Raw genomic sequence first — 13,694 nt, 5'->3', positions numbered from 1 at the left:
GCGGGGGGGGGGGGGGGGGGGGGCCGGGGGGGGGGGGCCCGGGCGCCCCCCCCCACGTACCGCGTCAGATACGGCCACCGGTCAGCCGGGTGATCGGGCCGAAGCTGTGACGGCCCGAACGGCGACCCGCCGCGTAGGAGACGGCCGTCAGCGCGGTCACACCCGCACCGACACCGGCAGCGATCAGCTTACGGTGAGCGATCACCGCGACAGCCGTCTTCGCGGTCGCCGCGACCTGTCCGGTAGCCGCCCTGGTCGTCGCCGCAACCTGCCCGGTCGTCGCCACCAGCGCCTGACGGCCCGCCTCAGCCGCACGAGCCATACCCTGCGCCGCCGAGCCCACCGTCTCGGCCGAGCGCTCGGCCCCGGAGACGGCTGCCGACTTCGCGGCCGACGTGGCATCATCCGCCTTGCCAGCGGCGTCCTTTACGGCCCCGGCGGCCGGCGCGGTCGCCTTGTCGGCGGCACGCCGCGCCTTCTCGGCGGCTCCACGAGAAGCGGCCTGTTTGTCGTTCGTCTCGGATTTCGGTTCAGTCATGGACTGCGCGTTGCCCCTCCCCCGGCCCGCAAACGCCTTCGGCCACACCACGTGCACACCGCGCAGAACCGCCTTGTCAGACCGACCACTTCTGACACAACCGCAAGTGCAGTTCACGGTAGGTGGCGGATGTTTTGCCCGCTACTGGCTGAGGCGAAGCCCGTGGATCGCTGCGATCTCGGCGCGAACGTGCGGTTCGCCCTGCTCACCCACACCCGGCTACGGCCACACGCCGGCACGACGCGGTATGTGTGACTGTCGTCGCCCCTCTCGTATGGGCATTCTGTGCTGAGACACTTCCCGCGACGAGCGCCTCGTCGGCGCTCAGGTTCCCGTGACTGCGTCCCTGCCGGAAGCAAGCGATCGGTCCTGCTCGGTAGCATGCGACGCGTGGCCATCAAACTTGAGAACGTCGGTATCGCCGTTCGTGACATCGAAGCAGCGATCTCCTTTTTCACCGACCTCGGCCTTACGGTCATCGGCCGCGACACGGTCAGTGGTGAGTGGACCGACACCGCCGTCGGCCTTGATGGCAATCACGCCAAGATCGCGATGCTCCAGACGCCGGACGGCCACGGCCGCCTGGAACTCTTCGAGTACATCCACCCCGAGGCGATCGAGTCGCAGCCCACCCTTCCCAACGAGATCGGCATGCACCGCGTCGCCTTCTCGGTCGACGACATCGACGCAGCCCTTGAGACAGCCGCCAAGCACGGATGCCGTCCGCTGCGCGGCGTGGCGACGTATGAGGACGTCTACAAGCTCACCTACCTCCGCGGTCCCAGCGGCATCCTGGTGATGCTCGCCGAGGAGCTGAAGAAGAACTGACGGCCGTCCGGGTCGATCGGCCTCGCGGTCACGCAAGGCGGTTACCTCAGGGGCGATTCAGACCCCACGTCTGCAGGGCAAAGGGCCGCCCCTTCTCCTCGCCCGTGATCAGCGGCCGGTCGAGCAGTCGGAAGCCCGCCTTGGTGGCCACGGCGACGCTGGCGGCGTTCTCGGCCTCCAGCTCCAGGATCGCCTGCCGCGCGCCCAACTGCTGGAAGGCGTACGCGGCCATCACCCGTACCGCCCGGGCCGCCAGCCCTTGGCCGCGGTGCGTCGGACCGATCGCGTAGCCGAGCTCCACCACGCCCTCGAAATCGCGCCGCAGCATCACCTCGCCGAGTGGTGCGCCGCCGTCGACGGTGACGGCGAGCAGGATCGTCGTGCCGTCCGCCCGCAACTGCCGGTCCCGGTCCAACCGGGCGAGAGCGGCCGCTTCGTCGAAGGGGGAGACGATGGGTGTCCAGTAGGCGATGTCCGGGTGGTCGAACAGCTCCGGCATCGCGGCCAGGTCCGCCTCCGTCCAGTCCCGGAGTATGAGCCCCTCCCCCGAGAGCTCGATCCGCTCGGGAAAGGACGACGTGGCGCTGCTCATGGTTGAGGACCTCCCTGGCCTGTTCACGACGAGGCAGGATATCCGGGAGGTCACGAGTCCAGGTCGTGGAACATGACATGCAGGCCGACGGGGCCCAGGGCTGGATGCCGGAACGCGCCGGGAAACGTGACGATCAGGGTGAACCCGAGACGCTCGTACAGCCTCAGTGCCGGCGCGTCGGAGGCCGCGCGTGGCTGTCCCATGAGGGCGCGCCTGTCTCCCCCTGCGGGAGGCGTCGCCGCCCCTGTCGCCGCTGTCATCGCCAGGCCACGGGGCATGGAGCAGGCCCGCTGTGTCCCAGACCTCGGCTCACCCCGCCTGTGGCCGGGCCAGGCCGTGGTCGTAGGCGAAGATCACCGCCTGGATGCGGTCGCGGGCGCCGATCTTGGACAGGACTCGACCGACGTGGGTCTTCACCGTGGACTCCGCGAGCACGAAACGCGCGGCGATCTCGCCGTTGGTCCAGCCTTTGCCGATGGCGACGAGGATCTCGCGTTCGCGGTCGGTGAGGGCGTTCAGGCGCGGATCCTGTGCCGCGCCGCCGTCCGGAGGCGGTACGAGCCGGGCGAACTCGTGCAGCAGGCGACGGGTGAGTGCGGGTGCGATCACCGCGTCGCCTACCGCCACGGCGCGGATCCCGGCGAGAAGTTCCTCCGGCCGGGCGTCCTTGAGGAGGAAGCCGCTGGCTCCGGCGCGCAGGGCCGCGTGGACGTACTCGTCCAGGTCGAACGTGGTGAGCACCAGGACCCGGGAGCGGTCGCCGGCGGCTGCGATGCGGCGCGTGGCCTCGATGCCGTCCATACCGGGCATGCGTACGTCCATGAGGACGACGTCCGGGCGGAGCTCGGCCGTCTTACGCACGGCTTCGGCCCCGTGTGCGGCCTCGCCGACCACCTCGATCTCGGGTACGGAGTCCAGCAGCATGCGAAAGCCGTAGCGCTGGAGCGGCTGGTCGTCGACGATGAGCACGGTGGTCACCGGGCGCCGCCCTGGGGAGCCAGGTCGAGGGTGGCGCGCACCGCCCATCCTGGGCCGGCCGGTCCCGTGGTGACGTGACCGCCGTAGAGAGCGGCTCGTTCCCGCATGCCCACCAGGCCGTGTCCTTCCTCGTTCGCGGTGCCCGGGCGTTCGGCCGGTGAGGGTGGGCCGAAGTCCTGGACGGTGATCGTCAGCCGTGTGTCCTCCACGACGATCGACAGGTTCGCACGGGTGCCCGCACCGGCGTGTTTCAGGGCGTTGGTCAGGGCCTCCTGCACGATGCGGTAGACCGTGAGCTGTACTCCGCTGTCGAGGGCGTCGACGTCACCGGCGACACGGTAGACGACCTCCAGGCCGGCTGCGCGTACCCCCTCGCACAGCGCGTCGACGTCGGAGAGGCCCGGCTGCGGGCTCAGTTCGGGCTCGGTGCGCGGGCCGTCCGCCTCGCGCAGCACGCCGAGCACCCGGCGCAGTTCGCTCAGCGCCTGGCGGCCGGTGCCCCCGATGAGGCGCAGTGCTTCCTCGCCCCGTTCGGGTGCGGAGGCGGTGGCGTAGGCGCCCGCGTCGGCGAGAGTGATGATGACGGACAGGTTGTGGCCGACGATGTCGTGCATCTCGCGGGCCACCCGCGTCCGCTCCGCGGCTACGGCGAGCCTGCCTCGCTGGTCGCGCTCGACCTCCAGCCGTGCCGCGCGGTCGCGTAGTACGGCGAGCTGGGCTCGCCGGATGCGGATCATGAGGCCGAGCGCGAGGGCCGCGGTCGCCGTGCTGAGCAGGAAGAACAGCGCGTCCCAGACGGACACCGCCGCCGACACCCGCGCCGCGACCAGGCCGAGCGCGCCCGCCGTGACCGCGCACGCCCACGGCAGCTGTCGTAGCCGCCCGTGCAGGGCCAGGCTGTACAGGGCGACGAAGAGGGCGACGTCCGCGCGGAGTGCGGCTCCGAGGGACCACTGGAGGACGGAGACGGCCGTGACGGCGCCGAAGGCGACAGCGGGCGCCCGGCGCCGCCACAGCAGCGGCAGCACCAGCCCGGCCTGCAGCGCCGGCATGGCCGCCACCGGCAACTGGGTGAACGCCAGTCGGAATCGGCGCGGGCCGTCGCCGTCACCGTCCCCGCCGATCGCGTGCAGGAGGTCGGGCAGGCAGAACAGCACGAAGACCAGGACCACCACCGCGGTGTCGAGCACCCACGGGCGGGCCTGGTCGGCGTTCCGGAGCCGCTGGCCGATCCGGCCGAGCCGGGCGACCAGCGGCCCCATCCCGCTGAGATCATCGTTGGTCATGGAACTCACCCGCCCATGATGCGCGCCCATGATGCGGATGCCGTCGCTCAGACGTCGCTGCGCAGCAGCCGGTAGGCCGCCCCTGCCAGCGCCAGTGCCGTCCAGGCGAGGAAGACCAGGAGCCCGGCGGAGGGCGACAGGGTGGTCGAGTCATGGGTCAGTGCGAAGATCGACTCGCCGGCGTGGCTGGGCAGGTAGGGGTCGATGTGGCCCTGCCAGGACGTGGGCAGCAGGGAGACCAGCCCGGGCACCAGCATGAGGGCGGCGACCAGGACCGAGATGCCGCCGGCGACGGACCGCAGCAGCGCGCCCAGGGCGGTGCCGATCACGCCGACCAGGCCGAGGTAGAGCCCGGCGCCCAGCAGACTGCGCACGACGCCGGCGTGGCCGAGGCCCATGGCGCCGGGTGTGCCGGCGACGATCCGGCTGCCGACGAGAAAGGCGACGAACGCGCCGACGGTGGCGACCAGCAGGGCGACCAGCCCGTACACCGCCGCCTTCGACCACAGCACGGGCAGTCTGCGCGGCACGGCCGCGAGGGTCGAGCGGATCATTCCGGTGGAGTACTCACCCGCCGTGACCAGCACGCCGAGCACGCCCAGGGCGAGCTGTGCGAAGTTCGTACCGAACAGGGACAGGCTCACGGCCGTCGAGGAGGCGAAGTCGCGGTCCAGGTGTCGGCCGGAGTCGAGATCGGACTTGTAGTGACTCGCGGCGATGATGCCGAAGGCGATGAGGAACAGAAGGCCGAGGCCGAGGGTGATCCAGGTGGAGCGCAGCGACCAGAGCTTGGCCCACTCGGAGGCCAGGACGCGCCGTCCGGTCACCCGGTAGACGGGCCGGGCCGAAGTGGCTGGGGCGGTCTCGGGGGACCCGGGGGTCTCGGGGTCTGCCGTAAGGGTGCTCATGCCGCGCTCCCGGAGGTCTCGATGCCGGTCGTGGAGCCGTGGTACTCCACGGCGTCCCTGGTCAGTTCCATGAAGGCCTCCTCCAGCGACACCGCCTTGCTGGTCAGCTCGAACAGGGGAATCCCGTGCTCGGCCGCCTTCAGCCCGATCTCCCGGGCGGACATCCCGGTCACCTGGAGTTCCTCGGTGCCGACGCGGCCGGTGATGTCCACGCCGGGCCCGGCCAGCGCGTCCCGCAGCCGCGCGGGGTCGTTCGTCGCGACCTTCACGGTGTCGCCGCCGGCCTCGCGCACCAGATCCCGCACGGTCGTGTCGGCCAGCAGCCGCCCCCGGCCGACGATGATCAGGTGATCCGCCACCAGGGACACCTCGCTCATCAGGTGCGAGGAGACGAACACGGTGCGCCCCTCGGCCGCGAGGGACGTGAGCAGGTTGCGGATCCAGAGGACGCCCTCGGGGTCCAGGCCGTTGACGGGCTCGTCGAGCATCACCGTCTGCGGGTCGCCGAGCAGGGCCGCCGCGATGCCGAGCCGCTGTCCCATGCCGAGGGAGAACGCGCCCGCCCGCTTCCCGGCGACGCTGCCGAGACCGGCCAGCTCGACGACCTCGTCGACCCGGCGGCTCGGAATGCCGTGGGTCAGCGCGAGCGCACGGAGGTGGTTGTACGCCGAGCGGCCCGGATGGATCGACTTGGCCTCAAGGAGCGCCCCGACCTCCTGCAGCGGCGCCTGGTGACGGGCGTAGCGGTGGCCGTTCACCGTGACGGAGCCGCTCGTCGGTGCGTCCAGTCCGACGATCATGCGCATCGTCGTGGACTTGCCCGCACCGTTGGGACCGAGGAATCCGGTCACCGAGCCCGGCTTCACGGTGAAGTCCAGACCGTCGACGGCTGTCTTCTCCCCGTACCTCTTGGTGAGTTGCTGTGCCTCGATCATTCGCGTTCTCTCTCTCGGACCACGGCGCCCGGCACACCCGAACTCCTCACCCGCCACGCTAGGCCCGTGATCCGCCGGATCCGGTGGTACCGGGGGCTGAAGAGTGCAGGTCAGGTGGTACCGGGGTACTACGACCCGGCGCGCGGGCGTGAGTGTCGGACGGCGAGGTCGCGTCACGAGGACGCGCTGCCACGGCCTGCGGTGGTCCCGGCGGGGCCATCCGGTGCAGGGTCAGTGCGGCGCCGAGGAGCTGGACGCCGCGGGCGGTGCGCGGGTCGACGCCGGTCAACTCGGTCACGCGACTGAGACGGTTGTCGACCGTGTTCGGGTGCACGTCGAGTGCTTGAGCCGTTCGGCGGCGGTCGAAGTCGCAGTCGAGGAAGGCGGCCACGGTCGCGGTCAGGCCGGGTCGGCGGACCAGCGGTTCCAGCAGGGCGCCCAGTTCGGGTGCGCTGTCCGTGGCTGCCGCCACGTGGTATTCGAGGAGCACGTCCCGCAACCGGTGCACCCCCGGGGCGGCTGCCACGGCCGCGATGCGGCGTGCCCGGTCGGCCGCCGCCGGAACGCCGTCCGGGGAGTCCGCGGTCGCGGCGCCCACGATCGGCGCCGTCGTGCGGCAGGAGGAGAGTTGCTCGGCCACGGCGTCGGGTGCGATCCGGGAGGGCAACAGGACGCAGCCGCCGCCTTCCTCCGGCAGGCCGAGAACGCGGCCCTCGGCCAGCGGCGCGAGCCGGGCGAGCGCCCAGCGCAGCAACCTGCGTGCCGCCAACGGCGTCTGTGGCGCCAAGGTCCGCACGCTGAGCACGAGGTACCCGGATTCAAGGGACAACCCGTAGCGGGCGGCGACCTCGGCGGGCGCGTCGCCGCGTACCAGCGCACGGGCCAACTCCCGTGCCGGCCCCTGCTGGTCGGCGAGACCCGTGAGGTATGCCTCGGTGACGTTCTCCACGACGGCCTGGAGCGCTCTGAGCTGTATCCGGGTCAACGCCTGCAACGCCGCTTGCTCGCCAGGGCGGGCCAGCTCGCTCAGCGTGTCGAGCACCACCTCGGCGCCGACGTGGTAACCCCTGAGCAACTGCACCAGGGGCAGCCCTTCCTCGGCTCGCTCGGCCGCGCGTTCCCGGAACACCCCGATATCGATGTCCGGCAGGCCTCGCACATGGCGGAGGAACCCACGTAACGCGTGGCGGGCCGTTGCCGCGATCTCCACGTCCCGCATCTCGTCAGGGAGGAGATCGAAGCCGGGTATCTCGGCCCGTTGCCGTTCCACGATGACCCTGGCCAGGTGATTGACCCGCGGCTCGAGGCGTGCGGCCAGCCGGACGGCGCCGTCCCGTGCCGTGTCTGGTTGTGACATGTCACAACAGTAGGGAGCCGTCGGTGGCCCCGCGGCCGATTGCCGCATGCTCGCGTTCACGGTGCCATGGGCACCATGCGCTTCTCCCTCACCGACTACGCGGACCAGGTCTGGCACGGCGCCGTCGACGACAGCATCGTCCATGCCGGGCAGGCCGGCGCCGGCGTCATCGAGGTGGTCGACGGCGTGGGCTGGTACCCCGGCTTCGGCAACGTCATCACCTTCCGCACGGACGACGAGGTCATCCTGTTCGACACCGGCAATCCGCTGGCCGCGGGCAGACTCCACCAGGCCGTCCGCGCCTGGAGTCGACTACCGGTGACCACCGCCGTCTTCTCCCACGGTCACATCGATCACGTCTTCGGCATGGGCCCCTTCGACGCGGAGGACGCGCCACGCCCGACCGTGCTCGCCCACGAGAGAGTAGGGGAAAGGTTCGACCGCTACCTGCTGACGAACGGCTACAACACGGTCGTCAATCAGCGGCAGTTCCAGGCGCCGGACCTGACCTGGCCGACCGAGTACCGCAGGCCCGACCTGACGTACCGCGAGGCGATCACCCTGACGCGGGGCGAGCTGACCCTCGAGCTCTTCCACGTCGAGGGCGAGACCGATGACGCGACCGTCGCCTGGATCCCCGAACACCGCATCCTGTGCCCCGGTGACATGTTCATCTGGTTGAGCCCCAACTGCGGCAATCCGCAGAAGGTGCAGCGCTATCCGCGTGAGTGGGCGCTCGCACTGCGCCGCATGGCGGCCCTGGACGCGCGGATCATGCTGCCCTCGCACGGAGCACCGGTGTTCGGCGCCGACCGGATCCGCCAGGCGCTCACCGAGACCGCGGAGTGGCTGGAGAGCCTGGTCCAGCAGACGCTGGACGGACTCAACTCCGGTGCGCGGCTGGACGAACTGGTCCACTGCGTGCGTCCGCCCGCTCATCTGGCCGACCGCGTCTACCTGCAAGCCAAGTACGACGAACCCGAGTTCATCGTGCGCAACCTGTGGCGGCGCTACGCCGGGTGGTACGACGGCAACCCCGCGCATCTCAAACCGGCTCCCGAGAGCGGACTCGCGACCGCGCTGGCGGAACTCGCCGGGGGTGCCGTCGCCCTGTCGGATGCGGCTCGGCGCTACGCCGACGCAAACGAGCTGCGGATCGCCGGACACCTCGCGGAGTTCGCCGTACAGGCGGCTCCCGACGACGCCACGCTGCACGCCGTACGCGCGGAGATCAACCAGGCCCGCGCCGACTCCGAGTCCTCCCTGATGGCCCGGTCCATCTTCGCCTGGGCCGCAACCGAATCACGAGCACGGTGCGTCGACAAGCCCTGAACCCCGCACGGCCGGCCCCAGGCCGATCACACCCTCCTGCCGGGGCACACCCCGACCACTCATCCAGATATCAGGAGCCCGATGCCATCCGCCCGAGCACAGGCCCGTCCATGGCGCCGCAGAGCATGCGCCGTCGCCGCCACCGTCCTCCTCGGCTCGGCCTCGCCCTGGGTCTCCGCAGCACCCGGCCACGCCGCCGCGGTGGCCGCCGACCGGACCGGTGACACATCGGCCTTCGACAGTGTCCCCTTGAACGAGGTCTCCGTGTCCGGACTCCACAACGCCTACGACAAGGGCAAGTCGAAGTCGATCACCAGCGGGCTCGACCTCGGAGCGCACCTCTTGGAGATCGACGCGTACAGCACGTACGGCAATCCCGGCGGGTGGATCGTCAGCCACTCCGATCCCCTGGTCAACGACAACAACTGCACCTACACCACGGGTTCGGGCGCCTTCAGGACCACGTGGCAGAACGGCAGCCTCAGAACCTGCCTCGACGACCTCAGGACCTGGAGCGACGCCCATCCCCGGCACGACCCCGTCTACGTCAAGCTCGAACTCAAATGGGGATTCCGTTCCAACGCCGGGATGGGTCCGGCCCAGCTCGACCAACTGGTGGCCAAACACCTCGGTTCCGGGAACCTCTTCACACCCGCGGACATGCTGGGCACCACCTACCCGACCCTCGACGTCGCGGCCCAGGCCGGAGCCTGGCCCACCTGGAACCAGCTCCGCGGAAAGTTCATCGTCTTCCCGATCACCGGCACCATCGAGAACAGGCTCGCGGACTACAAGCTGGACAATCTCTCCACCGAACAGGAATACGCCCAGCACGTGGCCGACCTCTCCGCTGCCGGCCGGCTCGAAGAGGCCTCGATGTGGCCCGCCATGACCAGACCGAGTCCGAACGGCGACCCGCGCCTCGTCCATCCGGCCGCCCTGCGTCCCTGGTTCGTCATCTTCGACACCCAGGCAACCCGCTGGCTGAACGACGGCTACGCCCTGTCGTGGTACTGCCGCAACCACTACCTCACCGTCGAAGGCTCGGCGGAGAGCGTCGCCCCCGCACTGGACGACACCCACCCCGCCCCCGCCGCCGCGGCCCAACGCGTCCAGTACCTGGCCCAGCAGGGCCACTCCAGCGCCACCACCTTCGACTGGGTGAACACTCCCGGTGCGTACACCCTTTGGTCCCGGAACTGCTGACAGGGCAGGAAATGACGACACCATTCGATCGACGGCACGGCAGGCCGACGGACGGCGAGGAGCATGATTGGCAGGAGACGAGCCGCCGGAACGCCCGCTCCGTGCAGACCACCGTCGGATGGATCTTCTGGGACCCCGGTGCCGTGGCGCGGTACGAGGCGCGTGGCCTCCCAGGGCCGCTCGGTTACATCGCTTCCCGTGGAGCGCCACTCGCCCCTGCCGGGGCCGAGGCGCTGACGGCCGCGTTCGGCTCCATCAGCTCGGCCGGCATCGCCCTGACGTTTGACCTTCTGAAGGGCGATGCGGCCGCCTTCCGTGACTTCTGGCAGGCGCGGGACGAGGCTGTCGACGAGGGGCTGCGCCGGTACGCGCCCGGCATCGTCGACCCGCTGGTGGAGATGGGGCCGGCGCTGTGGTCCGCCGTCGACCGCCTGCCCAGGCTGGGCCGGGTGTTGTTCGGTGCGACCGTGTCCATGCCCCGTCCGCCGAACCCCCTGCTGTCGGGCTGGCACGCCGTGAACGCGATCCGCGAATGGCGGGGCGACACGCACTGGGCATTGCTGGCGGCGGCCGGTCTGACGTCCTCGGAGGCGTCGATCGTCCACAACGCATGGCTGGGGTACGAGGACGACTGGCTGAGCAGATCCCGGGGGCAGACGGAGACGGAGATCGACGAAGGCTGGGACAGCCTGGCCCGGAAGGGATTCGCGGCCGAGCGCAGGGTCCTTCCCAACGCTCTACGGCTGCGTCAGCAACTGGAGGACGCCACGGACGAGTTGGCGGTCCTGCCATGGCAGTTGCTCGGCAGGGGCTTCTCCGTGAGGTTCGCGGAGCGCCTCGAACCCGCCTGTGAACTGCTGCTCGCACGCGTGGACAAGACCGCGGGACCGAACTACCAGCCTGCTTCACGGGTGCGGGAACGGTACCGGAGCCCCGAGGAGAGCGAAGGGAGGTGACGCTCCTTCGAGTGCTCAGAACCCGGTGTGCCCGCCCGTCGAGCGCGTGATTGGATCACCTGTGCGCATCAGCGTCCGAAGAGGCCGCGGATGACAACGACCTCAAGGCGGGCAAGGGGCCGGCTTTGACGGGGAGACGACGAGGAGTCACGTGAGACGTCACCTGTTCCCGGCCACGCTGCAGTTGGCCGGAATCGCTCTGCTGGCACTCACCGGTTGTGCCGGTTCGCCGGCCGCTTCCCACGAAAGCACCGCCGCTGCTCCCGACACCCGGTCGACGCCTCCTGCCACGTCGACGGCTTCCGCCGCGCCCGCGAAGCCCGCGCACGGCTACGACCCGCACGCACACGCCGCGGCGGACATCAAGGCCGCCCTCACGGCGGCGAAGAAGGACGGGCGTCCCGTGCTCATCGATTTCGGCGCCGACTGGTGTCTGGACTGCCGGGTCCTGGGCGCGCGCTTCGGGCAGCCCGGCCCGTCCGCGTCGCTCGCGAAGTACCACGTCGTGACCGTCGACGTCGGCGAGTTCGATCGCAACCTGGACGTGGCCGCGCGCTATGTGAACCTGCGGACGAGCGGTATACCGGCGCTGGTCGTCCTCGACTCCGCCTCCGGCCGGGTCAAGGTGGCCACGAACCAGGGCGAGTTCTCCAACGCGCGCACCATGTCGGCCGACCAGGTCGAGGAGTTCCTGAAGCGATGGGCATAGTCGCCCGGCTCCGAGGAGATGGAGCGAACACGAGCGTGGCGCTCGTGCTGGCGACCGCTGTCATCGCTCTCACGGGCTGTGCGGGGGTGCCCGAGAGCGGTCCCACGGCCGTGGCCGCGCCGTTCTCGGACGGTGGTGTGACCGTGTCGGTCCGAGTGGAGTCCCGCGGCGACGGCTTGCGGGTCCTGGCCGACCTGCGGCCCGAGCAGGCCGGCTTCCACGTCTACAGCCTCGCCCTTCCCGACGGCGGTGTCGACGGGATCGGCATCCCGAGCCGCATCCGTGTGGAAGGGGCCCTGCGGTCCACGGGCCCGGCCACCACCGACGCCGAGGAGCGCGTGCTGCGCCCGGAGGGTCTCGGCGTGCGGCTGCCGGTCTATCGGGACGGCCGGGTCACCCTCGAGCTCCCCGTGCGGCGGGTGAAGGGCACGGACCGTGATCGTGCGCGGGTGTTCCTCACCTACGGGGCGTGCAGCGAGCGCAAGGGTTGTCTGCTGCCGGTACGCGACCGTGCCGTGCCGTTGAAGCTCCGGCCGGCGGAGTAGGCCACCCCCTCGAAGCATCCGGTCCATGCCCGTACGGCTCGGTCGTGAGAGGGCGCTCACGACCGAGCCGTACGGGCGGTGGCCCGGTACGGAACCGCCGGTTGACCGCCGAGCCGCGAAGCCGCACCTCATACCGGGTTTCCCGGTACTCCCCCGGACGGGCAACAGGAAACCCGTCGCCCCTGGCAGCCGCCCCGGACAGGCTGGTCCCGTCAGCTCGAAGCACGGCCTGCGACGACGCAGGAGACCCGCTAGGGGGAAACATGCGCAAGATGTTGAGCGCCGCCGCCGCGTTCGCCACCGCGGCCACGGCAGTGGTGGCGATGAGCGGCGCCGCCCAGGCCGCGCCCGCCGGCAGCACCACGGTGTACGGATGCCAGTCCGGCAACGTGTGCATCTGGCCCCAGGGCGTCAACCCCCTCGACAACCCGCACCCGACCAACCAGTACACCACCTACGGCTACCACAACCTGAGCAACCAGTTCGGGTACCACTGGGTCCTCAACAACCAGTACGGCGGCGCCAGTGCCAGCCTGTGCAAGAACTACGGCGGCACCAACTGCGTCGAGACCCTCGCACAGGACCAGTGGACCTACGCGGACCTCACGCCCATCAACTCCATCACCCTCAACCGGCCGTAGCGCACCTTTCGCCACGGGGGAGCGACCGCCGGGACCGGCCCACGCCGGTCCCGGCCGTCCCGTTTTCGCCACTCCGGGTGAAAGTCTTAGGCCCCTGTCAGACCCCCGCAGTAGCCTGGGCATCCGCCGTCTCACGATCCGGGCAGACCGGTGCCAGGGGGGACGCCTTGGGGGACCAGGAACACGTACACACGGGCGCCGACCGGACCGACCAGCCGGAAAGCCCCGCACAGGCGGCACCGTCCTTTCCCGCGCAGCTGAGACGGCTGCGCCGGGAACGCGGACTGTCGCTGGCCGACCTCGCACGCCAGACCCACTACAGCAAGGGGTATCTCAGCAAGATCGAGACCGGCGTCAAGCGGGCGACCGTGGACGTCGCCCGCCAGTGCGACCACGTTCTGCGCGCCGAGGGCGAGTTGCTCCGGCTGGTACGGCAGACCGCCCCGGCCGAGGACGGCGGGCAGGCCGCCGACACCGGTGCGGCCGCCTGCCCGTACCGCGGCCTGGCGGCGTTCACCCCGCAGGACGCGGCCTGGTTCTTCGGCCGGGAGCGGGCCACGGCCGCGCTGGTCGAGCGGGTCTTCCAACGCCTGGGCGGCGGACCGCTGTTGCTGGTCGCCCCGTCCGGCGCCGGCAAGTCCTCCCTGCTGAACGCCGGCCTCGTCCCGGCACTGCAGCGCCCCGGCGGCTTCCCGATGCCCGGCGCCGACCGCTGGCCCGTGGTCGCCCTCACGCCCACCGCACATCCGCTCGACGAGCTCATCGAGCGAACAGCGAAAGTCCTCGGCGGCGATCTCGACCTCACCGCGGCCCGGTTGGCCGACCGCCCCGAAGCCCTGCTCGACGCCGTCCGCGCCCGATCGGACGACGGCCCCCCGGGCCC

Annotated in this window: 16 protein-coding genes; 8 read left to right on the top strand and 8 right to left on the bottom strand. The window is 70.8% G+C overall.

Annotated elements, in window-relative coordinates; genetic code table 11:
• Positions 1-64 precede the first annotated feature (64 nt).
• On the bottom strand, positions 65-538 hold the full coding sequence (locus V7E45_RS32265; protein WP_333777783.1) for a hypothetical protein: 474 nt from the start codon (positions 536-538) through the stop codon (positions 65-67).
• A 381-nt stretch (positions 539-919) separates the two neighbouring features.
• Between V7E45_RS32265 and V7E45_RS32260 the strand changes: the two genes are divergently transcribed.
• On the top strand, positions 920-1,366 hold the full coding sequence (locus V7E45_RS32260) for a VOC family protein (RefSeq protein WP_333777782.1): 447 nt from the start codon (positions 920-922) through the stop codon (positions 1,364-1,366).
• 46 nt (positions 1,367-1,412) lie between these two features.
• Here V7E45_RS32260 and V7E45_RS32255 read toward each other — a convergent pair whose 3' ends face one another.
• From V7E45_RS32255 to V7E45_RS32225, 7 genes are all read right to left on the bottom strand, one after another.
• Positions 1,413-1,958 (bottom strand): GNAT family N-acetyltransferase, encoded by a 546-nt coding sequence (locus V7E45_RS32255; RefSeq protein ID WP_333777781.1) that lies wholly within the window; start codon positions 1,956-1,958, stop codon positions 1,413-1,415.
• A 50-nt stretch (positions 1,959-2,008) separates the two neighbouring features.
• Positions 2,009-2,161, bottom strand: a complete 153-nt coding sequence (locus V7E45_RS32250) for a hypothetical protein (protein ID WP_333777780.1) — start codon at positions 2,159-2,161, stop codon at positions 2,009-2,011.
• Between the two features lie 106 nt (positions 2,162-2,267).
• A complete protein-coding gene (locus V7E45_RS32245) occupies positions 2,268-2,936 on the bottom strand; it encodes a response regulator transcription factor (RefSeq protein ID WP_333777779.1) in 669 nt (222 codons plus the stop codon).
• Complete coding sequence (locus tag V7E45_RS32240) at positions 2,933-4,222, bottom strand: sensor histidine kinase (protein ID WP_333777778.1); 1,290 nt, start codon at positions 4,220-4,222, stop codon at positions 2,933-2,935. The genes V7E45_RS32245 and V7E45_RS32240 overlap by 4 nt, the downstream gene beginning before the upstream one ends.
• 47 nt (positions 4,223-4,269) lie before the next feature.
• A complete protein-coding gene (locus V7E45_RS32235) occupies positions 4,270-5,130 on the bottom strand; it encodes an ABC transporter permease (RefSeq protein ID WP_333777777.1) in 861 nt (286 codons plus the stop codon).
• Positions 5,127-6,065, bottom strand: coding sequence for an ABC transporter ATP-binding protein (locus tag V7E45_RS32230; protein ID WP_333777776.1), 939 nt, complete (start codon positions 6,063-6,065; stop codon positions 5,127-5,129). Before V7E45_RS32230 ends, V7E45_RS32235 begins: the two co-directional genes overlap by 4 nt.
• A gap of 58 nt (positions 6,066-6,123) precedes the next feature.
• Complete coding sequence (locus tag V7E45_RS32225) at positions 6,124-7,422, bottom strand: PucR family transcriptional regulator (RefSeq protein ID WP_333777775.1); 1,299 nt, start codon at positions 7,420-7,422, stop codon at positions 6,124-6,126.
• A gap of 66 nt (positions 7,423-7,488) precedes the next feature.
• Here V7E45_RS32225 and V7E45_RS32220 point away from each other — a divergent pair, with 66 nt between their 5' ends.
• The 7 genes from V7E45_RS32220 to V7E45_RS32190 form a co-directional block, all read left to right on the top strand.
• Positions 7,489-8,754: an alkyl sulfatase dimerization domain-containing protein gene (locus V7E45_RS32220; protein ID WP_333777774.1), complete on the top strand. Its 1,266-nt coding sequence runs from the start codon at positions 7,489-7,491 to the stop codon at positions 8,752-8,754.
• An 81-nt stretch (positions 8,755-8,835) separates the two neighbouring features.
• Positions 8,836-9,960 carry a Ca2+-dependent phosphoinositide-specific phospholipase C gene (locus V7E45_RS32215; RefSeq protein ID WP_333777773.1) on the top strand — a complete coding sequence of 375 codons (1,125 nt, stop codon included), beginning with the start codon at positions 8,836-8,838 and terminating at the stop codon, positions 9,958-9,960.
• 11 nt (positions 9,961-9,971) lie between these two features.
• Positions 9,972-10,916 carry an SCO6745 family protein gene (locus V7E45_RS32210; RefSeq protein WP_333777772.1) on the top strand — a complete coding sequence of 315 codons (945 nt, stop codon included), beginning with the start codon at positions 9,972-9,974 and terminating at the stop codon, positions 10,914-10,916.
• Positions 10,917-11,067: 151 nt separating this feature from the next.
• Entirely contained in the window at positions 11,068-11,625 is a 558-nt protein-coding gene (locus tag V7E45_RS32205) for a thioredoxin family protein (protein WP_333777771.1), read from the top strand.
• 35 nt (positions 11,626-11,660) lie between these two features.
• Positions 11,661-12,170, top strand: a complete 510-nt coding sequence (locus V7E45_RS32200; RefSeq protein ID WP_333777770.1) for a hypothetical protein — start codon at positions 11,661-11,663, stop codon at positions 12,168-12,170.
• Between the two features lie 263 nt (positions 12,171-12,433).
• Positions 12,434-12,811, top strand: a complete 378-nt coding sequence (locus V7E45_RS32195; RefSeq protein WP_333777769.1) for a hypothetical protein — start codon at positions 12,434-12,436, stop codon at positions 12,809-12,811.
• Positions 12,812-12,978: 167 nt separating this feature from the next.
• The coding region (locus V7E45_RS32190; RefSeq protein ID WP_443056309.1) for an ATP-binding protein at positions 12,979-13,694 on the top strand (716 nt) is incomplete at its 3' end.

It is taken from the genome of Streptomyces sp. IBSBF 3136 (genome assembly GCF_036815105.1).
GTDB lineage: Bacteria > Actinomycetota > Actinomycetes > Streptomycetales > Streptomycetaceae > Streptomyces.
This window is presented reverse-complemented; position numbering and strand designations above follow the sequence as displayed.